General features: G+C 63.4%; 27 protein-coding genes and 1 pseudogene. 16 read left to right on the top strand and 12 right to left on the bottom strand.

Translation table 11 applies throughout. From position 1 onward, the window contains the following. Positions 1-72: 72 nt before the first annotated feature. The 5 genes and pseudogenes from KRR38_RS29365 to KRR38_RS29385 all read left to right on the top strand — a co-directional run bounded on the left by KRR38_RS29365 (position 73) and on the right by KRR38_RS29385 (position 2831). Entirely contained in the window at positions 73-1011 is a 939-nt protein-coding gene (locus KRR38_RS29365; RefSeq protein ID WP_217406928.1) for an IS1595 family transposase, read from the top strand. A gap of 319 nt (positions 1012-1330) precedes the next feature. Next, on the top strand, positions 1331-1630 hold the full coding sequence (locus KRR38_RS37935; RefSeq protein ID WP_375293476.1) for a type II toxin-antitoxin system RelE/ParE family toxin: 300 nt from the start codon (positions 1331-1333) through the stop codon (positions 1628-1630). Between the two features lie 73 nt (positions 1631-1703). Then, positions 1704-1856, top strand: a pseudogene (locus KRR38_RS37940) (helix-turn-helix domain-containing protein); the annotation flags it as partial. A 178-nt stretch (positions 1857-2034) separates the two neighbouring features. After that, positions 2035-2694 (top strand): hypothetical protein, encoded by a 660-nt coding sequence (locus tag KRR38_RS29380; protein ID WP_254515030.1) that lies wholly within the window; start codon positions 2035-2037, stop codon positions 2692-2694. After that, a complete protein-coding gene (locus tag KRR38_RS29385) occupies positions 2691-2831 on the top strand; it encodes a hypothetical protein (protein WP_217406932.1) in 141 nt (46 codons plus the stop codon). The genes KRR38_RS29380 and KRR38_RS29385 overlap by 4 nt, the downstream gene beginning before the upstream one ends. Before the next feature lie 289 nt (positions 2832-3120). Here the strand turns inward: KRR38_RS29385 and KRR38_RS29390 are convergent, their stop codons facing one another. Genes KRR38_RS29390 through KRR38_RS29400 form a run of 3 tightly spaced genes read right to left on the bottom strand, consistent with a single transcriptional unit; the run spans position 3121 to position 4921 of the window. Then, positions 3121-4008: a TauD/TfdA family dioxygenase gene (locus KRR38_RS29390; RefSeq protein ID WP_217406933.1), complete on the bottom strand. Its 888-nt coding sequence runs from the start codon at positions 4006-4008 to the stop codon at positions 3121-3123. Further along, on the bottom strand, positions 4008-4472 hold the full coding sequence (locus KRR38_RS29395) for a nuclear transport factor 2 family protein (protein ID WP_217406934.1): 465 nt from the start codon (positions 4470-4472) through the stop codon (positions 4008-4010). The genes KRR38_RS29390 and KRR38_RS29395 overlap by 1 nt, the downstream gene beginning before the upstream one ends. After that, a complete protein-coding gene (locus KRR38_RS29400) occupies positions 4472-4921 on the bottom strand; it encodes a nuclear transport factor 2 family protein (RefSeq protein ID WP_217406935.1) in 450 nt (149 codons plus the stop codon). Before KRR38_RS29400 ends, KRR38_RS29395 begins: the two co-directional genes overlap by 1 nt. 85 nt (positions 4922-5006) lie before the next feature. Here KRR38_RS29400 and KRR38_RS29405 point away from each other — a divergent pair, with 85 nt between their 5' ends. Beyond that, complete coding sequence (locus tag KRR38_RS29405; RefSeq protein WP_217406936.1) at positions 5007-5906, top strand: TIGR03620 family F420-dependent LLM class oxidoreductase; 900 nt, start codon at positions 5007-5009, stop codon at positions 5904-5906. 57 nt (positions 5907-5963) lie between these two features. Here KRR38_RS29405 and KRR38_RS29410 read toward each other — a convergent pair whose 3' ends face one another. The 6 genes from KRR38_RS29410 to sthA form a co-directional block, all read right to left on the bottom strand. Beyond that, a complete protein-coding gene (locus tag KRR38_RS29410) occupies positions 5964-6290 on the bottom strand; it encodes a hypothetical protein (protein WP_217406937.1) in 327 nt (108 codons plus the stop codon). Positions 6291-6409: 119 nt separating this feature from the next. Continuing rightward, complete coding sequence (locus KRR38_RS29415) at positions 6410-7537, bottom strand: lipase family protein (RefSeq protein ID WP_217406938.1); 1128 nt, start codon at positions 7535-7537, stop codon at positions 6410-6412. Between the two features lie 25 nt (positions 7538-7562). Continuing rightward, positions 7563-10079 (bottom strand): DNA ligase D, encoded by a 2517-nt coding sequence (ligD, locus tag KRR38_RS29420; protein WP_217406939.1) that lies wholly within the window; start codon positions 10077-10079, stop codon positions 7563-7565. A gap of 2 nt (positions 10080-10081) precedes the next feature. After that, the gene (locus tag KRR38_RS29425) at positions 10082-10975 is read right to left on the bottom strand and encodes a Ku protein (protein ID WP_217406940.1); all 894 of its coding nucleotides are present in this window, start codon (positions 10973-10975) and stop codon (positions 10082-10084) included. 105 nt (positions 10976-11080) lie between these two features. Further along, a complete protein-coding gene (locus KRR38_RS29430) occupies positions 11081-12133 on the bottom strand; it encodes a hypothetical protein (RefSeq protein WP_217406941.1) in 1053 nt (350 codons plus the stop codon). A gap of 185 nt (positions 12134-12318) precedes the next feature. Continuing rightward, positions 12319-13794, bottom strand: coding sequence for a Si-specific NAD(P)(+) transhydrogenase (sthA, locus tag KRR38_RS29435; RefSeq protein ID WP_254515031.1), 1476 nt, complete (start codon positions 13792-13794; stop codon positions 12319-12321). Between the two features lie 153 nt (positions 13795-13947). Between sthA and KRR38_RS29440 the strand changes: the two genes are divergently transcribed. Beyond that, complete coding sequence (locus KRR38_RS29440) at positions 13948-14328, top strand: winged helix-turn-helix domain-containing protein (RefSeq protein WP_217406942.1); 381 nt, start codon at positions 13948-13950, stop codon at positions 14326-14328. A 16-nt stretch (positions 14329-14344) separates the two neighbouring features. Here KRR38_RS29440 and KRR38_RS29445 read toward each other — a convergent pair whose 3' ends face one another. Then, entirely contained in the window at positions 14345-14533 is a 189-nt protein-coding gene (locus tag KRR38_RS29445) for a hypothetical protein (RefSeq protein ID WP_217406943.1), read from the bottom strand. Between the two features lie 159 nt (positions 14534-14692). Between KRR38_RS29445 and KRR38_RS29450 the strand changes: the two genes are divergently transcribed. The 5 genes from KRR38_RS29450 to tuf all read left to right on the top strand — a co-directional run bounded on the left by KRR38_RS29450 (position 14693) and on the right by tuf (position 19573). Continuing rightward, a complete protein-coding gene (locus tag KRR38_RS29450; protein WP_217406944.1) occupies positions 14693-14836 on the top strand; it encodes an entericidin A/B family lipoprotein in 144 nt (47 codons plus the stop codon). A 338-nt stretch (positions 14837-15174) separates the two neighbouring features. Then, complete coding sequence (gene rpsL / locus KRR38_RS29455) at positions 15175-15546, top strand: 30S ribosomal protein S12 (RefSeq protein ID WP_022675067.1); 372 nt, start codon at positions 15175-15177, stop codon at positions 15544-15546. A 65-nt stretch (positions 15547-15611) separates the two neighbouring features. Continuing rightward, entirely contained in the window at positions 15612-16082 is a 471-nt protein-coding gene (rpsG, locus tag KRR38_RS29460; RefSeq protein ID WP_217406945.1) for a 30S ribosomal protein S7, read from the top strand. 115 nt (positions 16083-16197) lie between these two features. Further along, positions 16198-18291: an elongation factor G gene (gene fusA / locus KRR38_RS29465; RefSeq protein ID WP_217406946.1), complete on the top strand. Its 2094-nt coding sequence runs from the start codon at positions 16198-16200 to the stop codon at positions 18289-18291. A 91-nt stretch (positions 18292-18382) separates the two neighbouring features. Further along, positions 18383-19573: an elongation factor Tu gene (gene tuf / locus KRR38_RS29470; RefSeq protein ID WP_217406947.1), complete on the top strand. Its 1191-nt coding sequence runs from the start codon at positions 18383-18385 to the stop codon at positions 19571-19573. A 204-nt stretch (positions 19574-19777) separates the two neighbouring features. Here tuf and KRR38_RS29475 read toward each other — a convergent pair whose 3' ends face one another. Beyond that, complete coding sequence (locus KRR38_RS29475; RefSeq protein ID WP_309141172.1) at positions 19778-20452, bottom strand: hypothetical protein; 675 nt, start codon at positions 20450-20452, stop codon at positions 19778-19780. A gap of 15 nt (positions 20453-20467) precedes the next feature. Next, positions 20468-21229 carry an SDR family oxidoreductase gene (locus KRR38_RS29480; protein ID WP_217406948.1) on the bottom strand — a complete coding sequence of 254 codons (762 nt, stop codon included), beginning with the start codon at positions 21227-21229 and terminating at the stop codon, positions 20468-20470. Positions 21230-21612: 383 nt separating this feature from the next. Here KRR38_RS29480 and rpsJ point away from each other — a divergent pair, with 383 nt between their 5' ends. The 4 genes from rpsJ (at position 21613) to KRR38_RS29500 (ending at position 23848) form a co-directional block, all read left to right on the top strand. Next, positions 21613-21924, top strand: coding sequence for a 30S ribosomal protein S10 (gene rpsJ, locus KRR38_RS29485; RefSeq protein WP_091146544.1), 312 nt, complete (start codon positions 21613-21615; stop codon positions 21922-21924). Positions 21925-22161: 237 nt separating this feature from the next. Further along, the gene (rplC, locus tag KRR38_RS29490; RefSeq protein ID WP_217406949.1) at positions 22162-22920 is read left to right on the top strand and encodes a 50S ribosomal protein L3; all 759 of its coding nucleotides are present in this window, start codon (positions 22162-22164) and stop codon (positions 22918-22920) included. 3 nt (positions 22921-22923) lie between these two features. Further along, positions 22924-23550 (top strand): 50S ribosomal protein L4, encoded by a 627-nt coding sequence (gene rplD / locus KRR38_RS29495; RefSeq protein WP_217406950.1) that lies wholly within the window; start codon positions 22924-22926, stop codon positions 23548-23550. After that, positions 23543-23848: a 50S ribosomal protein L23 gene (locus KRR38_RS29500; protein ID WP_217406951.1), complete on the top strand. Its 306-nt coding sequence runs from the start codon at positions 23543-23545 to the stop codon at positions 23846-23848. Before rplD ends, KRR38_RS29500 begins: the two co-directional genes overlap by 8 nt. The last annotated feature ends 5 nt before the right edge of the window (positions 23849-23853 follow it).

Genomic DNA, 23853 nt, shown 5'->3' on the forward strand with positions numbered 1-23853 from the left:
TGAAGAGGCGATTATATACCTTGCAAACACGCCCTGATTGAGGCATAAGCTGTCTCAACAGGAGTTGTTTCGATGTCTGCCCTTTCCCGCCCTGAGTTCCACAGTGAAGAAGCGGCCTTCGCCCACCTCGAAAAGATCGTGTGGGCCGAAGGTCGCGTTTGCCCTCACTGCGGCGGACTGGATCGGATCACGAAAGTGAAGGCGAACCCGGCGAAGCGCATCCGCGAGGGTCTGTGGCGCTGCGGCGACTGCAAAAAGCAGTTCACCGTCAAGATCGGCACCGTGTTCGAGCACATGCGCTTGCCGCTGCATAAGGCCCTGCAAGCGGTCTATCTGATGTCGTGCAGCAAGAAGGGCGTCTCGGCTCACCAACTGCACCGCACCCTTGAAATCACTTACAAGTCGGCTTGGTTCCTGGCCCACCGCATCCGTGAAGCCATGCGCGACGGTGCGCTTGCCCCGTTCGGCGGCAACGGCGGTTTCGTTGAAGTGGACGAGACCTTCATCGGCCGCGAGCCTGGCATGGAAAAGGGTAAGGGCGGCTTCAAGCACAAGATGAAGGTGCTCTCACTGCTCGACCGTGACACTGGTCGCCGCATTTCGTTCGTTGTTGATGGCATCACCATCGCGGATGTCACCCCGATCCTGCGCGCCAACATCGCCGCCGAAGCCAACCTACTGACCGACGACGCCGGCCAGTACCGCTTCATGCATCGCCACTTCGCAACCCACAACACGACGCCGCACATGAAGGGCGTCTATGTCGATCCGAACAACCCGACGATCCACACGAACACAATTGAAGGCAGCTTCTCTATCTTCAAGCGCGGTATGCGCGGTGTGTACCAGCACTGCGCGAAGCATCACCTCCACCGCTACCTTGCCGAGTTCGACTTCCGCTATTCCAACCGGGAGGCAACTGGCTGCAACGACCGTGACCGCTCCGAACGCGCGCTGGCGGGTATCGTTGGCAAGCGCCTCACTTACGCAAGGCCTGACCTCGGCGCCTAAGGTCGCAGCGGCCAAGCCGCCCAAGCAACAACGGTGGCGCGGGAAGCCCCACAGAATGCCCCGGACTAGACCGGCCCGCCAAAAGCGGTAAATAGAGTGTGGAGCCGGGGGGAATTGAACCCCAGGGGAGACGCTGCAAATCGTTCCTGGTCACCTGACCTCCGGCCCCACAAAAGCCCGTCAGGGGGATTGCGACTCGCGCATATAACGCACAAGTTATATCGCTGCAAGCGCAGGGCCTTGCCGTTATAACACAGAGGTGATATTGGGCTGGACGCTGCTCCAATGCGATGGGAAAGTCGATGCTTTCTTACGCGAAGTGGGGCTGGCGGCCGAGACGCGTCTGTTGCGCGATCTCCGGAATTTGGCGAGCAAAGGGAATGCACTGCGTTATCCGAAGACGGACAGCCTCGGTGATGGGCTCTTTGAGTTGAGGACCGATCTTGGGTCCAACATCTACCGGAACATCTTCATCTTCCGAGGGGGCGCAATTATCATCCTGGAGTCGTTCCAGAAGAAGACTCAAAAGACGCCTCAGAGACACCTAGATAACGCCAGAGCTAGACGAGATCAGATAGATCCAGGAGGACTCCGCCCTGAACCATATCAGCCCCATTGATTTGTCGATCTCCGACAGGCTGGGCGATCAAGAATTTCGTCGTGAATGGTTTCGCGCCGAGCTTGAGGAGGCTGTGCCTTCGGCCTTTCTGGCGCTTAGAGAGCGTCGCCAAATGACGCAGACGGAGTTGGCCAAACTGATGGGCACCAAGCAGCCGGCTATTTCTCGGTTCGAGAAATCCACCGAGCCTGTTTGGGAGTTCGACTTCCTTCTTCGCCTAGCCGAAGCGCTAGACGCACGTCTTCGCGTAGTGGTCGAGGCATCTGAAGACATCATCGAAGAATATAAAGACCACCCCAAAGAGACTGCCGCGGCTGCTGCGGTGAGTACTGCGCATTCGAGCGCGGCCTACGCATTAGTACAGTCTCAACCCGCATTTAGCGGACCTTCGTTGAGGTATCCCAATGGAATTAATCAATATCGAGCAGGCCAAGATAACAGCGCTGGGGAACTATCGTTTTACCCACGGCAATCCGTTTTTTCTGGACCTCCTGAGCGCTTTGGCAACTCGATACCAGTTTCAATACCTACCCGATCGATCCCCTGACCCTCTTGGAGAGGCCGGGGCAGTCCATTTCCGAGTTGGTCGCTGGATGGATATCCAAGTCGATCAACTCAGCGTGTACAATGACGGGTACATTGTCTCCGCAAAGTGTAATTCTCGAATTTTGGACGCTTTAATTGATGATATTCATGATTTTATAGAGTCCGATTTTGGGATTTTGCTTGCGCAACAGCCACCGCCAGTTCGACTTTATGAAAGTCAAGTTGTCATACAGATGGATGGCGACATTGAAAAGGCGTTGAATTTGTTTAATGAACTTTTCAAGGATATGTCGGATTACTCCCGCACTTATTTGGGTGTTCCTGGAGAATATCACTTTGCCGGCTTCCACGTTTCAACCGATATAGTTGCTCATGTGGCGAAGAAGCCGCCGGTTTTTATGCTGGCGCGCCGCGACGGTGTTGATTTTTCGGCGAACTACTGGTGGGGGAATGCCGGGTTGCGGACGGACGATCACATTGCGGTCTTAGAGAGGCTTGAAAAGAGACTTTTGGCATGACCGACCCCAAGCCATCCCAGCTCGACAAGTTCAAGGAACTCGCTCGCGAGCTAGAGGCGGACGAGGACGAAACCCGCTGGGATGAGAAGCTAGGCAAGCTGGTGAAGGTCAAGCCGAAGCCGGAGAAACCGGAGTGACGGACCCCACGCCCGAAATCTGGTTTGATCGGGTCCTCTGGAGTTACATGCCCTGCCACTGGAAGGGGATCGCAGTGATCTTCGGCCTAGTTGCTACAGTCTTTGCGTCATTCGGTATCCTGACGCTGTTGGCGAGATTGCTAAACGCACCTTGGATACAAGAAGGCTCGATAGCAGCATTCTTCATCATTTGGCTTTGGGGCATGAGAATCGCACGCCGCCACAGCCGCTAAGGCGCGTGTTTGCAATCTATACAATCGCCTCTGAAGAGGAGGGGGCCTATTTCAATTCAAGCCGCCACTTTCGCCCGCGCCTCCCAGTCGGCGATCGACAGCATCGGCTGGCCCGCCAGGGTGATCCGTTCGAGATAGCGGTCCGTCTGCTGGTCGGGCACGCCGTAGTGCTGGACCAGCCGGTTGTCCCAGATCGCCAGCGCGCCGTCCTGCCATTGCCAGCGCGTCTGGTACTCGGGCTTGTGGAATTCGGCGGCGAGCTCGCGGATCAGCGCCTGGCCTTCGGCATCTTCCATCCCGACGATTTCGAGCGACCAGGTCGTGTTGACGTAGAGTGCGCGGGCGCCGGTCACCGGATGGACGATCGCGACCGGTTGATGGACGGGCGGAAAGCGGTCGCGCAGTTCGTTCCATTTGTCGGCGCTGCCGAACGAGGCATTGTTCTTCGGCATCCGCGCCGCAAGGCTCGACATGAATTTCAGTTTCTCGATCCGCCCGCGCATCTCCTCGGACAGTCCGGCATAGGCGGCCGTGGCGCTTGCAAAGCAGGTGTCGCCGCCGAAAGTGCAGGCATCGATCGCACGCAGCACCGAGACCGCCGGCGGCGCCGCGTAGTAGCAGCCGTCGCTGTGCCAGGTGGAGGCCGTCCCCTCGCGCGAACCCGCCTTGGCGCGGACCGGCGTGATCTGCGGTCGCTCGGGATCGGGCCCGTCGACGATCGGCGTGCCGAACAGCTCGGCCAGTGCGAGGTGATCGTCGAAGGTCATTGCCTGCTGGCCAGTGAAGAAGATCACGCCATGTGCGAACAGGGCGTGGCGGATCGATTCCGCCTGGACCTCGCCGATCGGCCGAGCGAGGTCGATCCCGCCGAGCACGGCGCCGCAGGCGGGCTGGGTGCGCGTGACGGTGATGCCGCCGGGCAGCTCGTATTGCCGCGCGTCCATCAGAACACCCGCTCGTAGATCGTGCGCAGCCGCGTCAGCCGCGTCGAGAGGATGCGCCAGCCGATGTCCAGCTTGACGTAGCGTTCGCGGTAGTGGCCGAAGCCGAGGATGCGCGCGGCATCCTTGTAATCGGGGTGATCCCGGTCGCGGTAGATGCGGTCCTCCATCGCCCAGATTCCGGTCGCCGTGGTGGGCGACGTGATCTCGATGATCGGCGTGTGCCCGTGATGGACCGAGACCTGCTTCATCGACCGCTCGATGACCCATTCGATCATCGCCTCGCGCGGGGCGATGTCCTGCCCCATCTCGGGCACTTCGAGCCGGCCGTCGGGCGCCCAGACCTGATCGCGCCAGAACGCCCAGTCCTTGTGGTCATAGCCGTAGAAATACCGCGCCTTGAGCTGCTTGATCGCCTCGATCGCGGTCAGATATTCGAGCGGCGACATGCCTTCGGGGGGAGCCATCAGAACACCTTCCGCATTTCGACGCGCAGCCGGGTGAGGCGGCTCGCCAGGATGCGCCAGCCGACGGGCAGCTTCACATAGGTCTCGCGATAATGGCCGAACCCGTGGAGATAGGTGCTGCCGTCGTAGAGCGGGTTTTCGGGCGTGCGGTAGAGCCGGTCCTCCATCGCCCAGATCACCTTGGCCTCGGTGTCCGAAGTGAACTCGATGATCGGCGTGTGCCCGTGGTGCACCGATGCCTGGTCCGCCGCCGCCTCGGAGGCATATTTCAGCACTTCCTCGAAGGGCGTGAACGGTTCCTCACGGAATTCGGGCACTTCGAGCCGACCTTCGGGCGCCCAGACCTCGCGCCGCCACATGTCCCAGTCCTTGTGATCGAAGGCATAGAAGTACTTCGCCTTGACCTGCTTGATCTCCTCGATCGCCAGCAGTCGTTCGATTTCGGTCATGCCTTGTCTCTCCCAAGACGGTATTGGCCTATGTCGTCATTGGGAATTGAATCGCACGAAAGGTCAAGGGTATGAGGATCGGCGCATGAGGATCGACAAGCTCGCAGTCTGGATCAACACGATGGGCTATCCTTCGGCCGATCTCGTCGCTTTCGCCCGTCGGCTCGAGGGTTGGGGTTATGGCACCCTGTGGATCAACGACGGCATGGGCAGCGATCCGATGGTCCTGGCCGCGAAGATCCTGTCGGACACCGAGCGGCTGCAGGTCGCGCTAGGCGTCGCCAACATCTATTCGCGCGACCCGACGATGATGATCGGCGCGCAGTACGGCCTCAACGAGCAGTGGAACGGGCGCTTCCTGCTGGGCCTGGGGGCGAGCCACGCCTTCATCGTCGAAGGGATGCGCGGGCACAGCTACCAGAAGCCGGTGGCGACGATGCGCGCCTATCTCGATGCGATGGCGGGGCTCGACTATGCCGGCCCGCCACCGGCCGAAAAGCCGCTGACGGTGATCGCCGCGCTCGGTCCCAAGATGCTCGAACTCGCGCGCGACAAGGTCGACGGCGCGCATCCGTACAGTACCACGCCCCAGCACACTGCGATGGCACGCGACATCCTGGGGCCCGGCAAGCTGCTGCTGGTCGAGCAAAGGGTCATGCTCGAAAGTGATGCAGGGAAGGCCCGGGCGGTCGGCCGCGGGCTGGTCTCGGGCCTGGCAACCATGCCCAACTATCGCAACAGCCTGCTGCGCATGGGGCTCATCGACGAGGACTATGCGGGCGGCGAGGTGTCCGACGCGGCGGCCGATGCGATGGTCGCCTGGGGCGATGCCCTAGCGATCCGGCGGCGCCTGCAAGAGCACTGGGACGCCGGGGCCGATCAGGTCGCGATTGAGGTTATCCCGAAGGACGGAGCGCTGCTGACGGCTGAAGACGAGAAGATTCTCGAACAGCTCGCGCCCAACGCCGAACAACAGCTCGCCTGAAACGAAAACTGGCAGCCCGCGGGGCACCGGCTGCCAGCATCTCTTGTCAGTTCGGGCTTACTTCGAAGCGGAGATCGCCGCTTCGAGCTGGGCCTTGGTCATGCTGATCGTCGGGCCCTTTGGGCCGGCGGCGAACGAGCTCAACGGGACGGTCGCCTTGGCCGAGCCGGTCGTGATGACGGCATTCGCGCCGCTGATGCTCTCGACCGTAGCCACGACTTCGCCGGCCGTGTCGTAGATCGTGTCGCCTGCCTTGGCGGTCGCAGCCTGGGCGGCTGGGGCTTCGGCGGCGGGGGCCGGCGCGGCGGCGGCATCCTGAGCCATGGCGGGAGCCGTCATGCCGAGGGCGGAAACGGTAACGATTGCGGCAAAAATCTTCTTCACGCTGTAACTCCCAATTGTTGATGGCGTATTTGCAACGCTCAACTTGGCGGCGGGCGCCCGCATGAGGAGTCGAAATGCGATGGACGGCGGGACTCCGGCGATGGGCCGACTCAAGCCGTTCAAATCCCCCGGCAATCGTCCGAGTCGCGCTGGCCGGCGAAGCGTGCATCGATCCAGTCGAGCGTAGTCTTGGCGCTATCGCGCGCGCTGTTCTCGTGCGCGGTGCCGGTCATGCGCAGATATCGCAGCGGGCGGCCCAGCCGGCAGTAGCGGCGGGCAAAGTCGCGTGTCACCGCCGGCGCGACGATCTTGTCGGCATCGCTCTGGGCTATCATCAGCGGGCCGGGGACCGCTCGCGGATCGACGCTGTTGTCGCGGGCGATGACCGACCAGGGCCGGATCGCGCCGACGTCCTTGCTGCGCAGCGCATTGCGCACGGCCACCACGCCGAGGATCGTGCCCAGCCGCGGCTTGCCGTTGAGCTCGATGCAATTGTTCTGGGCGAGGCGCGTGACCACGCCCTGGATCGACGGTGTGAACAGCGTCGAGAGCGGCGCATCCAGCCGCTGCGACCAGCTGTAGACCGCGAAAGTCGTCAGCATCGCGCGGGCGTTGAGATCGCTGCCCGAGCGCAGGTTGGCAGCCAGATCGGTCGGCGGCGCCGCGGCGGCGGTGGCGGTCAACGACAGGTCGGGCGCATAGCGCCGGGCCTCGGCCGCGGTCCACAGCGCGGCATGGCCGCCCTGCGATTCGCCCCAGACGGCGAAAGCGTGGCCCGACCCCGCCGCAGGTATGCCGCGCGCCGCGCGCACGGCGTCGAGCACCGAATGGGCGGTCTCGCGGCCGAGCAGGAGGGCGTGCTGCCCCGGCGAGCCGAGGCCCGGATAGTCGGCCGCGACCACGACATAGCCGCGCGCCACCATCTCGCCCAGCGCGGGACTCAGTGTCAGGATCGCCGGATTCAGCGACGGAGCGCAGCGCTGGGCGATGCCCCAGGCGCCGTGGGTCCAGGCGATCACCGGCCTGATCCGCGATGCCGTCGGGCCGGTCGGGGCGGCGACGATGCCGGTCGCGGTTATCGCCCGGCCGTTCTCGTCGGTGGTGCCGTAGGTGATCTTCCAGGCCTGCATTCCTGCTGGCGCGTTGAGCATAGGCTGCGCCGAAACCAGCGAGCCGGCCTGCTGGGCCTGAGCCGGCGATGCGGCGAGAGCAACAAGCGCGACAAGCGCCCTCAGGCGTCCAGGCATACCGTCTTCCCTCCTAAGCGCGCCGCTACACTTCCGGCAGAACCTGCGCGGCGAAGCCCCAGCCTTTGAGCTCCTTGCTCGCCGCGCGCTCGATCAGTTTCTGGGCATCGGCGATCGACCATTCGTGGGCGCTGCCGATGTCCTTCAATTCGTCCCAGGTGATCGGCACGGCCACCGGCGCATTTTCGCGGGCGCGCGCCGAATAGGGCATCACCGCGGTGCTGCCGCGCTGGTTGCGCAAGTAGTCGATGAATATCCTGCCCACGCGCTTGGCCTTGGACATCGTCGCGACAAAGCGGTCGGGCTCGGCCATCGACAGCGCTTCGGCGAAGCGCTTGGCGAAGTCCTTGTGCTCGTCCCATGAATGGCCGGGCGTCAGCGGCACGATCACATGCACGCCCTTGCCGCCGGTCAGCATGGCGAAAGTAGTCAGGCCGAGATCGCTCAGCTTGTCGCGCAGGTCGAAGGCGGCCTGCTTGACCTCGGCAAAGCCCAGGCCCTCGTCGGGATCGAGATCGAAGATCATCCGGTCGGGCAATTCGACGTCGCTGGCGTGCGAATCCCAGCCGTGGAATTCGATCGTGCCCATCTGCACGCAGGACAGGATGCCCGCGGCGCTGTCGACGTAGAGATAGTCCTCGGTGCCCCCGTCCTTCTCGCGGATCGGCACGTGGTGGACATCCTCGCCGAACGAACCGCTGTCGTGCTTCTGGAAGAAGCACTTCTTGGCGCGGCCCTGCGGGCAGCGGACCAGGCTGATCGGCCGGTTCGCCATATGGGCGAGCATCAGCGGCGCGATCGCGGTGTAGTAGTCGGCGAGCTGGCCCTTGGTCTGGCCGCTCTCGGGGAAGATCACGCGCTCGCGGCTGGTGATATTGACGCCGGTGTCCGGGGCAGGGGCAGGTTGGGCTTTCTCGGGTTTCACATCGCTGGCCTTCTTGTCGCCGCGCAGTCCGAGGAAGCTACCATGACGGACACGGCCGTCAGCAGTCATTTCGGCGAAGGCAATCTCGGCGATGAGCTTGGGTTCGATCCAGGTGCCGCCGCGCGCTTCGGGGCGGGGCACTTCGGCGGCCGGCTTGTCGCACGTCAGCGGCTTCATCTTCCGCGCAAGCTCGTCGAGCGTCGCGGTGTCGAACCCGGTGCCGACCTTGCCTTTGTAAACGAGCTCTTTGCCCTCGTACTGCGCGAGGAACAGTGAGGAGAACGGCCGCGCCTTGGCGCTCGACTTGGCCCAGCCGATCACGATGAATTCCTGCCGCCGCGTGCATTTGACCTTGACCCAGGTCTTGGTCCGCGCGCCGCGGTAGGGCGCATCGATGCGCTTCGAGATGATCCCTTCCATCCCCGCCTGGCACATCGCCTCGTATAGCTTCTCGCCCGCGCCGATGAGGTGATCGGCGACGCGGACCGGCGGCTCGGCATCGACCAGCAGCGCTTCGAGCCGCTCCTTGCGCTCGATCTGGGGCAGGGCCTTCAGGTCCTCGCCGTTCAGCGAGAGCAGGTCGAAGGCGTGGAAGTCCATATGCGACTTCTGCGCGCCGTGACCGCGTTTCAGTTCGTTCTGCAGGGCGGAGAAGCTGGGATTGCCGTCGGCGCCGGGGGCGGTGATCTCGCCGTCGATCAGCGCGGGCGGCAGGTCCATTGCGGCGATCGCCTCGACCAGCGGGCCGAACTTGTCGGTCCAGTTGAGCCCGTTGCGCGTGAATACGCGCACGTCCGCGCCGGCAACCGAGATCAGCGCGCGGTAGCCGTCGAACTTGATCTCGTGGAACCAGTCGTTGCCCGCGGGCACGGCATCGACCAGCGTCGCAAGCTGCGGCGCGGTGAAAGCGGGAGGCTTGCCGCCGGTCTTGCGCGCAGGCCTGGCGGCCCGTTTGTTGTGGCTTGCCGCCTTGGCCATCTCGGCGGCGAAGGCATCGCCTTTCTTGCCTTTCAGCGAATGGGCCCCCTGCTTGTCTGCCGCGATCTCGGCCATCGAGCGCCCGGTCAGCACGCTGGATAGCGCGCGCTCGACCAGTTCGCCCGAGCCGGCGGCGTACTTGTCCTCGATCTTGCGCAGCAGCCAGTTCTCGCGCTTCTCGCCGGGGCGGGGCTTCAGGCGGATCAGGATCCATTCGCCCTTCATCCGTTCGCCGTGGAGGATGAAATGGAGGTGGCCTTCTTCGATGTCCTTGGCGCTCTTGCCGGGGATCGGCTCCCAGGTGCCTTTGTCCCAGAGCATGACCGTACCGCCGCCGTATTCGCCCTTGGGGATCACCCCCTCGAATTCGGCGTAGGACATCGGGTGGTCCTCGGTGCGGACGGCGAGCCGCTTGTCATTGGGATCGAGGCTTGGCCCTCTGGTCACCGCCCAGCTCTTGAGCACGCCATCGGCTTCGAGCCGGAAATCCCAGTGCAACCGGGTTGCCTCGTGCTTCTGGACGATAAAGCGGTTGCCCCTGGCGCTCGATTGGCGCGTGCCTTTCGGCTCGGCAGTCTTCTTGAAGTCGCGCTTGGCATTGTAGCTCGCCAGCGGATCGGATTTCTGCCGCGTCGCCACGGTCAGGCGCGTTTGCGCCGCGCCGCGGGCTTGGCTGCGGCAGCTGGACGGCTCTTGGGTGTCGCTTTGGCTGTCGGTTTTTCCGCCTTGTCGGGCGCCGTCTTCTTGCCCTCGACCGAGGCCTTGAGCGCGGCCATTAGATCAATGACGTTGGACTTGCCCGAAGCCGGCCCCGGTTCCTCGACATCCTCGAGCACGCGCTTGCCCTTGGCTTTCGCTTTCTTTTCAATCAGCCGGTGCAGCCCGTCGATATAACGGTTGTGATATTCGCCGGCATCGAACTTGCCCGCCTTCTTCTCGATCAGGGTGGTGGCGAGATCGAGCAGGTCGGCATCGGGCTTCGTGTCGCCGATATCGCGGAAATAGTTCGCCGCCTTGTTCACCTCGTCGGCATAGCGCAGCGTCTCGAGCACCAGCCCGCGGCCGCAGGGCTTGAGGCTGACGAGAAACTCCTGGCCCCTGATCGCGAGCTGCCCAAGGCCTACTTTCCGTGATTTCCGAAGGGCTTCACGCAGCACGACGTAGGCCTCCTCGGCAAGATCGTCGGCGGGGACGACGTAATAGGGCTGGTCGAAATAGAGTACGTCGATCGCATCGGCATCGACGAACTGGACGAGATCGAGCGTCCGCTTGGACTCGAGCTTGACCGCCTCGATCTCCGCGTCCTCGAGCAGCACGAAATGGCCCTTGGAGAGCTCGTAGCCCTTGATGATTTCGTCGCGGTCGACCGGGCCGATGCCCGGCACGACCTTCTCGTACTTGATCGGCTTGCCCGAAGGCTCGTGAATCTGGCGGAAGGAGATCGAGGCGCCCGACTTGGTCGCCTTGTAGATCTCCACCGGGATCGAGACGAGCGCCAGTCGGATCTGGCCTTTCCAGTAAGCACGAGCGGCCATGGTCTACCTCCGCGGATTAAGTACACCCGCGGCGATTTGGTTCCAACATCGATGGCCCGATGCAGAGGCGGGCGGCGGCCCTCGTCCTTTGCCGTCAGGGCTCGTTCAGCGCTTCCCGGCCGCCGAAAGCGCGATCCGGATATCCGAAGTGACGTTCTGGGGGGACGCGACGGTCAGAGTCGCCGCCATGGCGATTTCCTCCGCCTGGGGGCCTGCCAGAACGCCGACGACGTCGCCGGAGCCCGTTGAAGCCGTGCCGTTGAGCGTGGACAACGTCGGCGTTCCCGACTGGTTGAAATTGATCGTGATGATATTCACGGTCGCATTCGTCTGCGGATTCTTGAGTGTGAGGTCGAGTTTCGTCGAGAACGCCTTGCTGGTGAAGTCGACCGTGGTGGTAAGCGTTCCGATCACGTCATATTGCGCGCTGTTGTCTCGGGCGATGCCTTTCACCACGCCGGTATAGGTCGCGACGCCCGCGCGGTTGAGGCCCGCGGCACCCGTCGGCAGGGCATAGCCGAAAGGCAGATAGGTGATAAGCGGGCCGCCCAGAGACGCGTTCTGGATCGTGAACAGGCCGAAGCTGGCATAGTTCAGATTGAGCGTCGGGTTGGCGGAACCCGGATTGAACAGGCGCAGCATGTAGACGTCGGACCCCGAAGTGGTGAGGCACTGGTCGCGGCGGAACAGGGTCTCCTCGGGTGTGGTCGCAGTGGTGACGATGTTGTCCGGGCCGAAGCTGATGCTCGAATCCAGCGAACTGTTGAACTCGATGAAGGTGTAGCGCTTGGTCGCCTGAGAATAGTGGAGCCGATCGGTCAGCGAGGGCGGCGAGAGCGCTCCGCCGTCTGCGCTGATCCGCGCGAGCGGAACCGAAAACGTATCGCTGTAGACCGCGTCGGGGCGGCAGACGGTGCGAAAGAATGTTCCAGGAACGGGCTGGCCTTGAGGCACGCCGGCACCGGAATCGCCCACGGCAGCGGCCGGCGTCGGCAGCGTCGTAAGCGGTGTGGGTGTGGGTGTGGGTGTGGGTGTGGGGGTCGGAGACGGGCTCGGCGTCGCCGTAGGGGTCGGCGACGGCGTAGAGCTTCCGCCATCCCCACACCCAGTCAGCGCCGAAACAGCCAGCAAAGGTGCTACGACGCGGTAAAAACGCATTTCATTCATAGCCTTCACGCTAGAGAGCTTGATAGACAGCGGCAAGCCTCGCGGAACTCGTCGCAGATCTTAGTTGCTCCATTGTGAAGGTACTTTCCTACGCCAATAGCGAGCGCAAGCGCCTGCGCCCCGGCGCGGGCGCTGTCAGCCAAGCGCCCCGGCCTCCCCTATGACGTGGGCCGCCCTCAATCGCGCGGCATGCGGTTCCAGGCGTCGAGTGCGGCGATCTTGTAGGCCTCCGCCAGCGTCGGGTAATTGAAGGTGTTCTCGATGAAGTAGTCGACCGTGCCCTTAAGGTTGAGCACCGCCTGGCCGATGTGGATCAGCTCGGTAGCGCCTTCGCCGAGGATGTGGACGCCCAGCAGCCGACGCGTCTTGTGGCTGAAGATCATCTTCATCATGCCCTGATCGAGGCCCATGATATGCCCGCGTGAGGTCTCGCGCATGCGGGCGATGCCGCATTCGTAGGCGATGCCCTTGTCGCGCACTTCCTGCTCGCTCATGCCCACGGTCGAGATTTCCGGCACGGCATAGACACCGTAGGGGAAATAGGCCGGAGCCGGCGGCAGCGGCAGCTCGAAGGCATGGCAGGCAGCAATACGGCCCTGTTCCATCGAGGTTGAAGCAAGGCTGGGAAAACCGATCACGTCGCCCGCCGCATAGATGTGCGGAACTTCGGTCTGGAACGTGTCGGCGTTCACTTTCAGCCGCCCGCGCCCATCGGTCGTAAGGCCGCAGGCGTCGAGTCCGAGTTGGTCGGTCGCGCCCATGCGGCCGGCGCAATAGAGCAACATCTCGTTGCGCACGATGCGGCCGTCCTCGGTCGTGCAGACGACGCGGTTGCCCTCGCGAACGACCGATTTGACCGGCGAGCCGAGCCGGAACGAGACGCCGCGGTCACGTAGCTGGTGGACGAATTCGTCGATGATCTCGCGGTCGATGAAATCGAGGAAAGTGCTCCGCGGTTCGATGATCGTCACCGCCACGTCGAGCGCGCTGAAAATCGTCGCATATTCAATGCCGATCACGCCCGCGCCGACGACGGTGAGACTGCGCGGCAGGCGCGGGATCTCGACCACCTCGTCGCTGTCGAGGATGCAATCGTCGTCGAAGTCGATGCCCTCGGGGCGGAAAGGAACCGTGCCCACGGCAATCAGGATGCGCTCGCCTTCGACCGCCAACTGGCTGCCGTCGGGCGAGGTGACGATCAGGCGGTGCGCGTCCTCGAAGCGGGCGAAGCCCTCCATCGTGTGGACGCCGTTGCGCAGGAACTGGTGTTCGAGCACGTCGACCTCATGCTCGAGCGTCTTGTGCAGGCGGATGCCCAGATCCTCGCTGCCAATCTCCTTCTTGACCCGGTACGACCGGCCATAGAAGCCGCGCTCGCGCCAGCCCGAGAGGTTGAGCGCGGTCTCGCGCAGGGTTTTCGAAGGGATCGTGCCCGTATGCACCGAAACGCCGCCGACCCGCTTGCGGCCTTCGACGACGAGTACCGACTTGCCGAGCTTCGCTGCCTGGATCGCGGCGCGGCGGCCCGAGGGACCGCTGCCGATGACGATGAAATCGTACTGCCCCGCCATGCGCTTGCCCCGCGTGAGTTCGACCGGAAAGTCGCCGCAGTGTACAGAAGCCGTCGCCTTGCGGTAGTCAAAATGCTGCATTGCACAATCTTTCGCGCTTGGGATGCCCCCTGATCCGAACGTAGATAACGGCATTTTAAGCAAATTTTTCAGGCCGGATGGGCTGAAGGCGATCGTTTGTCGCCGCAAAGTTGGGGGCTCGCCGCGATGGCGGACTGGCGCTAGGATGCCGGAATGGCGGACGAAGCGATCCTCAAGCTAAAGGTGCAGCTCTATTCTGGCGAGGAGATCGCGATGGGACCGGGCAAGGCCGATCTGCTCGAGGCGATCCGTGCGCACGGATCGATTTCGGCCGCGGGCCGGGCCATGGGCATGTCCTACCGCCGCGCCTGGCTACTGGTCGATGCGATGAACCGCTGCTGGCAGCGCCCGCTGGTCGAAACCTCGCCCGGCAGCGCGCATGGCGGCGGCGCGCGAGTCAGCGCTTTCGGCGAGACCGTGCTGACGCACTACCGCGCGCTCCAGGCTCGGATCGATGCAGCGGCCGACTGCGCCGATTTCGCCGCGCTGCAGGCAGGCATCCTGCCTGAGCCGCGCTCCAGTCAGAAGGCCTAGTTCTCAGCGTTATGACCTAGGCCGGCAAGGCGAGCCGCGACCAGTCATACTTCCGTCCGGGTTCGCGATCGATGTCACGCACGGCTTCGGCGGTGAGTTGGTCCGCCAATGCGCGATGCAGCCGTTCGTCCTCGGCGCTTTCCGAACCCAAGGCGAGCAGTACTTCCTTGCGGGCAAGTATCAGGCGCAGTGTCGGATCCATCATGGCTGGCTCTCCTCTTCCGCCATGTAGGGGATTACCCTATCACGTCCTGAGGGCCGGGCCAAACCTTCTCGTCGCCGCCGAGCGCCCGGTCGCCGCATTGCGTGACGCTTGATATGCGCCTCCGCGATGCTAGGGATGGGCAGGATTGTTGCGCGGGGAATGAGAAGAATGACGCCATATCGCAAACTGCTCTGTGCGGCCGTGCTCGGCGGTCTGCTGGCCTCGCTTGCGGCATGCAATACGGTCAAGGGTGTCGGTCGCGACATCGAGTCGGTCGGCGAAGCGGGTTCGCGCGCGCTCTGATCCGGCGCTTTGATCGCGCGGCGCGCCATCGCGCGCTTGACCGCTTTTACAAACCGCACTAAGGGCGCCGGCTTCCGGACGGGATTTATCTCGCTTGCCGGATATAGAGCTGAACATTGGCGGTGCGGGTGAGGGCCAGTTCCTCGCGCCCATCGTCAAAGTAACCCGGCATTCTTCGACCGGGTGGAGTGTTTTCGGCTCACGCTGTGCGAACTGCCTGCTGCCCGGCTTGCCCGGGGCGCGGCGCACATGCGTGATCCCGTACATCTCCATCGGTTCTCGAATGCCATACCGGGGCGGCAATTCCGCTGTCCCCAAACACAGGTGAAGAGTACTTCATGCCGACTATCAACCAGCTGATCCGCAAGGGTCGCGTACCGCAGAAGGCCAAGTCGAAGGTTCCTGCGATGGAGCAGAACCCCCAGAAGCGCGGCGTCTGCACGCGCGTCTACACGACGACGCCGAAGAAGCCGAACTCGGCGCTTCGCAAGGTGGCCAAGATCCGCCTGACCAACAGCCGCGAGGTCATCTCGTACATCCCGGGCGAAGGCCACAACCTGCAGGAGCACTCGGTCGTGCTGATCCGCGGCGGCCGTGTTCGCGACCTTCCCGGCGTGCGTTACCACGTGCTGCGCGGCGTGCTCGACACCCAGGGTGTCAAGGACCGCAAGCAGAGCCGTTCGAAGTACGGCGCCAAGCGTCCGAAGTAAGCCTCAGGCTGGTTTTTCCCGGCCGCGCCTTTGTCGCAGCGGCCTGAGAATAAGGAATTCATCCGATGTCACGTCGTCGTCGTCCCGAGAAGCGGGAAATCCTGCCTGATCCCAAGTTCGGGGATGAGGTTCTGTCGAAGTTCATGAACAACCTGATGCTCGACGGTAAGAAGTCCGTCGCCGAAAGCATCGTCTATGGCGCCATGGAAACCATGGAAACGCGCGCCAAGGCCGATCCGCTCGGGCTGTTCCACAATGCGCTCGAGAACGTGAAGCCGCAGATCGAAGTGCGTTCGCGCCGCGTCGGTGGTGCCACCTACCAGGTGCCGGTCGAGGTTCGCCCCGAGCGCGCCCAGGCTCTCGCCATCCGCTGGCTGATCACGGCCGCCCGCAACCGTTCGGAAACGACGATGTCGGCGCGCCTCTCGGCCGAGCTGCTCGACGCCGCCAACAACCGCGGCAACGCGGTCAAGAAGCGCGAAGACACCCACCGCATGGCCGACGCCAACCGTGCGTTCAGCCATTATCGCTGGTAATGGGACGCCGGTAGGTTCGCGCCGCTTAGGGCCGGACGTCTTTCGGTTGTCATAAAGCACACTATATGAGCGGGAGCCTCAAGCCGGCTCCCCTCATCACATCAAGGAAACCACCATGGCACGCGGCCATCCGCTCGAGAAGTACCGCAATATCGGTATCATGGCGCACATCGACGCCGGCAAGACGACGACGACCGAGCGTATCCTTTACTACACCGGCAAGTCCTACAAGATCGGCGAAGTCCACGACGGCGCCGCGACCATGGACTGGATGGAGCAGGAGCAGGAGCGCGGCATCACGATCACGTCGGCCGCGACGACCTGCTTCTGGAAGGCCGACAGCGGCCAGGGCGACGAATATCGCATCAACATCATCGACACCCCCGGGCACGTCGACTTCACGATTGAAGTCGAGCGTTCGCTGCGCGTGCTCGACGGCGCGGTTGCCTGCTTCGACGGCGTTGCCGGCGTCGAACCGCAGTCCGAGACCGTGTGGCGCCAGGCCGACAAGTACGGCGTGCCGCGTATGTGCTTCATCAACAAGCTCGACCGCACCGGCGCGAACTTCAAGTACTGCGTCCAGTCGATCATCGACCGCCTCGGTTCGAAGCCGGCGGTGCTTTATCTCCCGATCGGCATCGAAGCCGACCTCAAGGGCCTGGTCGATCTCGTGCACAACCGTGCGATCATCTGGAAGGACGAAGCGCTGGGCGCCGAGTTCTTCTATGAAGAGATCCCCGCCGACATGGTCGACGAGGCCGCCGAATATCGCGAGAAGCTGATCGAGCTTGCCGTCGAGCAGGACGACGACGCGATGGAAGCCTATCTCGAAGGCAACGAGCCCGACGTCGCGACGCTCAAGGCGCTGATCCGCAAGGGTACGCTGGGCCACGCCTTCGTGCCGGTCGTCTGCGGCTCGGCGTTCAAGAACAAGGGCGTCCAGCCCCTGCTCGACGCCGTCGTCGACTACCTGCCTTCGCCGCTCGACATCGAAGACGTCCAGGGCGTCAAGATGGACAGCGACGAGCCGGACAGCCGTCCCGCCACCGACGACGCGCCGTTCAGCGCGCTCGCGTTCAAGGTCATGAACGATCCCTTCGTGGGCTCGCTCACCTTCATCCGCATCTATTCGGGCACGCTCTCCAAGGGCACCTACCTGAACTCGGTGAAGGACAAGAAGGAGAAGGTCGGCCGCATTCTCGAAATGCACGCCAACGACCGCAAGGACATCGACGAGGCCTTCGCGGGCGACATCGTCGCGCTGGCCGGCATGAAGGAAACCACCACGGGCGACACGCTCTGCGCCGAACGGTCGCCGATCGTGCTCGAGCGCATGGAATTTCCCGAGCCGGTCATCGAACTGTCGGTGGAGCCGAAGACCAAGGCCGACCAGGAGAAGATGGGCGTCGCGCTCAATCGTCTCTCGGCGGAAGATCCCTCGTTCCGCGTGTCGACCGATCACGAATCGGGCCAGACGATCATCAAGGGGATGGGCGAGCTTCACCTCGACATCATCGTCGATCGTATGCGCCGCGAGTTCAAGGTCGAGGCCAACGTCGGTGCGCCGCAGGTGGCCTACCGCGAATACCTCGCGAAGCCGGTCGACGTCGATTACACCCACAAGAAGCAGTCGGGCGGTACCGGTCAGTTCGGCCGCGTGAAGGTCAAGGTCACGCCGGGCGAGCGCGGTTCGGGCATCACCTTCAAGGACGAGATCAAGGGCGGTAACATTCCGAAGGAATATATCCCCGCGATCGAAAAGGGCTTCCGCGAGACGGCGGCCTCGGGCTCGCTGGTCGGCTTCCCGATCATCGACTTCGATATCGTGCTTTATGACGGTGCCTACCACGACGTCGACTCTTCGGCGCTGGCATTCGAAATCGCCGGTCGTGCAGCGATGCGCGAAGTGGCGCAGAAGGCCGGCATCAAGCTGCTCGAACCGATCATGAAGGTGGAAGTGGTGACGCCGGAGGAATATCTCGGCGACGTCATCGGCGACATCAACAGCCGCCGTGGCCAGATCCAGGGCACTGACACGCGGGGCAATGCCCAGGCGGTCGAGGCCATGGTGCCGCTGGCGAATATGTTCGGCTACGTGAACCAGCTCCGCTCGTTCACCCAGGGCCGAGCGAATTACTCGATGTTCTTCTCCCACTATGACGAAGTCCCGGCGAACGTCGCGGCCGAGGTCAAGGAGAAGCTTGCCTAAGCGGCAAGATGATACTAGGGGCGGCGCCTGATTCAGCGGGCGCCGCACCTTCCCGCAGATTCTCATTCAAGCGAAACAGAAGGTTTGAACAATGGCGAAGGCAAAATTTGAGCGGACCAAGCCGCACTGCAACATCGGCACCATCGGTCACGTCGACCACGGCAAGACCACGCTGACGGCCGCGATCACCAAGGTGCTGGCCGAGACCGGCGGCGCGACGTTCACCGATTACGCCAACATCGACAAGGCTCCCGAAGAGCGCGAGCGCGGCATCACGATCTCGACCGCCCACGTCGAGTACGAGACCGCCAACCGCCACTACGCGCACGTCGACTGCCCGGGCCACGCCGACTACGTGAAGAACATGATCACCGGTGCCGCCCAGATGGACGGCGCGATCCTGGTCGTGAACGCCGCTGACGGCCCGATGCCGCAGACCCGCGAGCACATCCTGCTCGCCCGCCAGGTCGGCGTGCCGCAGCTCGTCGTCTACATGAACAAGGTCGACCAGGTCGACGACGCCGAAATCCTCGAGCTCGTCGAGCTCGAAATCCGCGAGCTGCTGAGCTCGTACGGCTTCGACGGCGACGCGATCCCCATCATCCCGGGTTCGGCTCTGGCCGCTCTCGAAGGCCGCGACGACAACATCGGCAAGGAATCGATCTACGCGCTGATGAAGGCCGTCGACGAGTTCATCCCGCAGCCGCCGCGCCCGACCGACAAGCCGTTCCTGATGCCGGTGGAAGACGTGTTCTCGATCTCGGGTCGTGGTACGGTCGTGACCGGCCGCGTCGAGACCGGCATCGTCAAGGTTGGCGAGGAAGTCGAGATCGTCGGCCTCAAGGACACCCGCAAGACCGTCGTCACCGGCGTCGAAATGTTCCGCAAGCTGCTCGACCAGGGCGAAGCCGGCGACAACATCGGCGCGCTGGTTCGCGGCGTTGCCCGTGAAGACGTCGAGCGTGGCCAGGTCCTCTGCAAGCCCGGTTCGGTCAAGCCGCACACCGAGTTCTCGGCCGAGGTCTATGTCCTGTCGAAGGACGAAGGCGGCCGTCACACGCCTTTCTTCGCGAACTATCGTCCGCAGTTCTACTTCCGCACCACGGACGTCACCGGCGAGGTCATCCTCCCCGAGGGCACCGAGATGGTCATGCCCGGCGACAACATCGGTCTGTCGGTCAAGCTGATCGCCCCGATCGCCATGGACGAAGGCCTGCGCTTCGCCATCCGCGAAGGCGGCCGCACCGTCGGTTCGGGCGTCGTCGCCAAGATCACGAAGTAAGCTTCGCGATCCTCGGACAACCGAGTTGAAAAGGCCCGGTCTTCCGCAAGGAAGGCCGGGCTTTTTGCGTTCGGACAGTGCGTGGCCTTCGGCAAGCTCAGGCTGATCAGGCGCTAGGATTGATCGCTGTCGGCGAGTTCGCTTCAGCGTGGGAATGACTGCTTTGTCAGCGGGCATGACCGCCAAATAGCGCCGTAAGCTGCACTACCTGGAAGGAAGCAGCTTGGCCCAGCGTGCATCCAGGGTTGCCTGTGCCCCACCGCTTTTGGCGTGGGAAACGAGCGAGACACCGCGGAGCGCGACGGTATGGCCGCCTAGCAACCGCCCCGCGATCGTGTAGCCGACATCGTAGATCGCAATGTCTTCGTGCGTCCTCCCGTCAGCGAGAAACTGCGTGGTGATCGCCACCGGCAAGCGTTCGTCACCGCGGCTGTCGTCAGGCATGCCGGCGTTGTCGCGCGCCTTCTTTAGCGCATCGGCAAACCAGCCGGCTTCCACCCTCGGCTCGCCCGTGGTTTGTACCGGCGCCAATCCCAGGGCTTTCGGAAACGAAATGGACTGGGCTTGCACAGACTGGTCGGCGGAAACCGGTTTCAGGGCCAGCATGCGCTCGCTCGAACGCGTCGCGGTCAAAACCAGGGTCTGAGCACGGGCTGATGCTCGTTGCGCCTCGGCTCTATTGGTAGCCTCGGTGTCGGCGCGTTCGCTCCAGCTATTCCAGAGCGTCAAGGCCGAGATCACGACGGCGACGACAGCCAACGCTTCGCCGAGTGTGATCCATCGCCGGCGAATCGCCGCTGCTTCGGCCGAACGGGCCTCGGCTTGCGCCGCCGCTTCGGTTTTGATCGTGGGATCGGCGTGATCGCAGTCTTCACTCACCTGACAGTTCTTTCCCTAACCCGTCGCGAGCGCTCCGCCATCGACGGCTAGGCAAATGCCGGTGACGTAGCTCGCTGCAGGCGATGCCAGGAACACCGCCGGCCCGGCGATTTCCGCAGGATCTCCCGCTCGGCCCAATGGCATTCTCGTCCTGAACATCTCCTGCATGGCGGGCGTCTTGAGGTTCTCGTTCGTTTCGGTGAGGAAACCGCCCGGCATGATCGCATTGCAGGTGATCCCCTCGGGGCCGAACTCCGCAGCGAGGCTCCTGGTCATGGCGTTCATTCCGCCTTTGACGATGATGTAGGCGGCATCGCCGGCCCGGCCGCGCATAGCCGCTACGGAACTGATGTTGATGATGCGTCCATATCCACCCTTGGCCATGTGCGAGACGGCAAGCTTTGCCAGGGCGAAGGCGGAGACCAGGTCGACATCGAGCATGTGCCGCAATTCTGCGCTGCCTATCTTTTCCAACGGCTCGCGCATGCGCACCCCGACATTGTTGACGAGAATGTCCAGCCGGCCCGTTTCCATGGCAATCCGCTCGATCGCGGCGGCGGCCAGGCTATCGTCGGTGACGTCGAAGCACAGGGGAGTGGCGCTCGCGCCGGCGGCTTCGAGGCGCTCGACGGCCCGCAGCAGCCGGTCCTCGTTGGTACCGTTGATATAGACCTTAGCCCCGGAAGCGGCCATGCCGCGGGCAATCTCGAACCCCAGCCCGCGCGCCGAACCGGTGATCAAGGCAACGCGACCCTCGAGGCTGAATTCCCGCAACATCCGAATTGTCCTCAAATCGCTGACTCACCCTGGCGTCATCTACACCATTCGGAGAAATCCACAGCCGAACGAACGACGGCGCCGAAACATCGAGATCTCCCGCAGCAACGAATGCCATGTCGGCCGGAGAGGAGGCTCAATCTCCTGCGCGATCGACCAGCATCGACGAACTATTCTACGTGCGGGCATTGCCTCTAGGGACATTTTCTTACGTAACGAAACTGCCTGCCCCATTGATGTGCTTCCGTAACGCATCTTCCGGTCGCACCCCCAACCAAATCCCGAAAAACAGGCCTTGCGCGAATCCCGCCCCCGATGTAGGGGCGCGCTTCGAATTTGTTTGGGGCGTCGGCCCCTTGGCTCTTTCTCATCGGTAGTTGGACATGGAAGCTCAGAATATCCGTATTCGCCTCAAGGCGTTTGACCACCGCGTGCTCGACCAGGCGACTGGCGAAATCGCGGACACGGCCCGCCGCACCGGCGCGCTGATCCGGGGCCCCATTCCTCTGCCGACGAAGATCGAGAAGTTCTGCGTCAACCGCGGCCCGCACATCGACAAGAAGTCGCGTGAGCAGTTCGAGGTGCGCACCTACAAGCGGCTGCTCGACATCGTGCAGCCCAACGCCGCCACGGTCGACGCGCTGATGAAGCTCGATCTGGCTGCCGGCGTGAACGTCGAGATCAAGCTGGCCTAACCGCCAGTGGGCCAGAAATGGCCCGACCTTCCGGCTTCGGCCGGTTCCGCGGGAACCTTTCCCGCGCGGACATAGGGATACCTCCGGTTTCTTAACCGGGCATGCGTCCCCCGTCTGCCATCCGCAGTCCCGAGTGGGGCAGGGGATGGCGCTCAGCCCGACGGGGGCTCGTATCACAATTGGGCTGAACACGCCTGAGGGGATGGTCCTCTCAGGCCTCTGTATGGAGTAAGGATCATGCGCACTGGCGTGATCGCCAAGAAGGTGGGGATGACCCGCCTGTTCCAGGAGGACGGTCGGCATGTGCCGGTTACCGTCTTGGCGCTGGAAGTGAATCAGGTGGTTTCGGTTCGTACCGAAGAGCGCGACGGCTATGTTGCCGTGCAGCTCGGTGCGGGCGAAGCCAAGCAGAAGAATGTCGCCAAGCCGCAGCGTGAGCACTTCGCCAAGGCGCAGGTGCCGCTCAAGCAGCGCGTTCAGGAATTCCGCGTCGCCGACGACGCCGTTCTCGAAGTCGGTTCGACGATCGCCGCCTCGCACTTCGTGCCGGGCCAGCTGGTCGACGTCGCCGGCCACACGCAGGGCAAGGGCTTTGCCGGTGCGATGAAGCGCTGGGGCTTCGGCGGTATGCGCGCCACCCACGGCGTCTCGATCAGCCACCGTGCCCACGGTTCGACGGGTAACCGCCAGGATCCGGGCCGCGTCTTCAAGAACAAGAAGATGGCCGGCCACATGGGCGACCGCGAGCGGACCCAGCAGAACCTGGAAGTCGTGCGCGTCGATGACGAGCGCGGCCTGATCTTCGTCAAGGGCTCGGTCCCCGGCGCCAAGAACGCCTGGCTGACCGTGGTCGACTCGGTGAAAGTCGCCCGCCACGCCGAGGCTCCTTATCCCGCTGGTCTGATCCAGGCCGCCAACAGCAACGACTCGGCTCCCGCCGACACGCCGGCCGAAGAGACCGTCGCTGTCGAAGCGGCCGAAGGTCAGGAGGGCTAAGTCGTGAAGGTCAAGCTTTCCAACATCGACGGCACCGCCGGCAAGGGCGACATCGAGCTGTCGGATGACGTGTTCGGCCTAGAGCCGCGCGCCGACATCCTGCACCGCGTCGTCACCTGGCAGCTCGAGAACCGCCGCGGCATCGCCCGCGCGACCCGCGAGCGCTCTGAGGTTGCCCGTACCGGCAAGAAGTTCGGTCGCCAGAAGGGTGGCGGTACTGCCCGTCACGGCGATCGTGCGGCCCCCGTGTTCATCGGCGGTGGTAAGGCTCACGGCGCCCGTCGCCGCGAGTTCGACATCTCGCTGAACAAGAAGATCCGCGCGCTCGGTCTCAAGATGGCGCTTTCGGCCAAGGCCCAGAGCGGCCTGGTCATCGTTGACAGCCTTGAGCTCAAGGATGCCAAGACGAAGGCGCTGTCGGCGCAGCTCGCCAAGGCAGCTTTCGGCAAGAAGGTGCTGGTGATCGATGGTGACGCAGTGGACGCCGGCTTCGCCCGCGCCGCCGGCAACCTGATCGGCATCAACGTGCTGCCGGCCGTGGGCGCCAACGTCTACGACATCCTGAAGCATGATACCCTGGTGCTGACGCGCGCCGCGGTCGAGAAACTGGAGGCGCGTTTCAATGGCTAAGGACGCAATCGACACGCGTCACTACGACGTGATCGTGGCTCCCCACATCACCGAGAAGTCGACGCTGCTCAGCGAACATAACGCCGTGGTCTTCAAGGTCGCCGAAAAGGCGACCAAGCCGGAGATCAAGGCTGCGGTCGAAGCGCTCTTCGATGTCAAGGTGACCAGCGTGAATACGCTCACCCAGAAGGGCAAGACCAAGCGGTGGAAGGGCAAGCCCTATCGCCGTTCCGACGTCAAGAAGGCCGTCGTGACCCTGGCTCCTGGCCAGTCGATCGACGTGACCAGCGGGATCTGAGGCGC

It is taken from the genome of Novosphingobium sp. G106, assembly GCF_019075875.1.
Classification (GTDB): domain Bacteria; phylum Pseudomonadota; class Alphaproteobacteria; order Sphingomonadales; family Sphingomonadaceae; genus Novosphingobium.

Bases quoted from the DNA above. Each gene is read 5' to 3' on its own strand.
- KRR38_RS29500 (WP_217406951.1), top strand. From the start codon at position 23,543: ATGGCTAAGGACGCAATCGACACGCGTCACTACGACGTGATCGTGGCT.
- KRR38_RS29440 (WP_217406942.1), top strand. From the start codon at position 13,948: ATGGCGGACGAAGCGATCCTCAAGCTAAAGGTGCAGCTCTATTCTGGC.
- rplC (WP_217406949.1), top strand. From the start codon at position 22,162: ATGCGCACTGGCGTGATCGCCAAGAAGGTGGGGATGACCCGCCTGTTC.
- KRR38_RS29390 (WP_217406933.1), bottom strand. From the start codon at position 4,008: ATGGACGCGCGGCAATACGAGCTGCCCGGCGGCATCACCGTCACGCGC.
- KRR38_RS29415 (WP_217406938.1), bottom strand. From the start codon at position 7,537: ATGCCTGGACGCCTGAGGGCGCTTGTCGCGCTTGTTGCTCTCGCCGCA.
- sthA (WP_254515031.1), bottom strand. From the start codon at position 13,794: ATGCAGCATTTTGACTACCGCAAGGCGACGGCTTCTGTACACTGCGGC.
- KRR38_RS29450 (WP_217406944.1), top strand. From the start codon at position 14,693: ATGAGAAGAATGACGCCATATCGCAAACTGCTCTGTGCGGCCGTGCTC.
- tuf (WP_217406947.1), top strand. From the start codon at position 18,383: ATGGCGAAGGCAAAATTTGAGCGGACCAAGCCGCACTGCAACATCGGC.
- KRR38_RS29445 (WP_217406943.1), bottom strand. From the start codon at position 14,533: ATGATGGATCCGACACTGCGCCTGATACTTGCCCGCAAGGAAGTACTG.
- KRR38_RS29480 (WP_217406948.1), bottom strand. From the start codon at position 21,229: ATGTTGCGGGAATTCAGCCTCGAGGGTCGCGTTGCCTTGATCACCGGT.
- KRR38_RS29380 (WP_254515030.1), top strand. From the start codon at position 2,035: ATGGAATTAATCAATATCGAGCAGGCCAAGATAACAGCGCTGGGGAAC.
- fusA (WP_217406946.1), top strand. From the start codon at position 16,198: ATGGCACGCGGCCATCCGCTCGAGAAGTACCGCAATATCGGTATCATG.
- KRR38_RS29365 (WP_217406928.1), top strand. From the start codon at position 73: ATGTCTGCCCTTTCCCGCCCTGAGTTCCACAGTGAAGAAGCGGCCTTC.
- KRR38_RS29425 (WP_217406940.1), bottom strand. From the start codon at position 10,975: ATGGCCGCTCGTGCTTACTGGAAAGGCCAGATCCGACTGGCGCTCGTC.
- KRR38_RS29430 (WP_217406941.1), bottom strand. From the start codon at position 12,133: ATGCGTTTTTACCGCGTCGTAGCACCTTTGCTGGCTGTTTCGGCGCTG.
- KRR38_RS29395 (WP_217406934.1), bottom strand. From the start codon at position 4,472: ATGGCTCCCCCCGAAGGCATGTCGCCGCTCGAATATCTGACCGCGATC.
- KRR38_RS29405 (WP_217406936.1), top strand. From the start codon at position 5,007: ATGAGGATCGACAAGCTCGCAGTCTGGATCAACACGATGGGCTATCCT.
- rpsL (WP_022675067.1), top strand. From the start codon at position 15,175: ATGCCGACTATCAACCAGCTGATCCGCAAGGGTCGCGTACCGCAGAAG.
- KRR38_RS29400 (WP_217406935.1), bottom strand. From the start codon at position 4,921: ATGACCGAAATCGAACGACTGCTGGCGATCGAGGAGATCAAGCAGGTC.
- rpsG (WP_217406945.1), top strand. From the start codon at position 15,612: ATGTCACGTCGTCGTCGTCCCGAGAAGCGGGAAATCCTGCCTGATCCC.
- rpsJ (WP_091146544.1), top strand. From the start codon at position 21,613: ATGGAAGCTCAGAATATCCGTATTCGCCTCAAGGCGTTTGACCACCGC.
- KRR38_RS29385 (WP_217406932.1), top strand. From the start codon at position 2,691: ATGACCGACCCCAAGCCATCCCAGCTCGACAAGTTCAAGGAACTCGCT.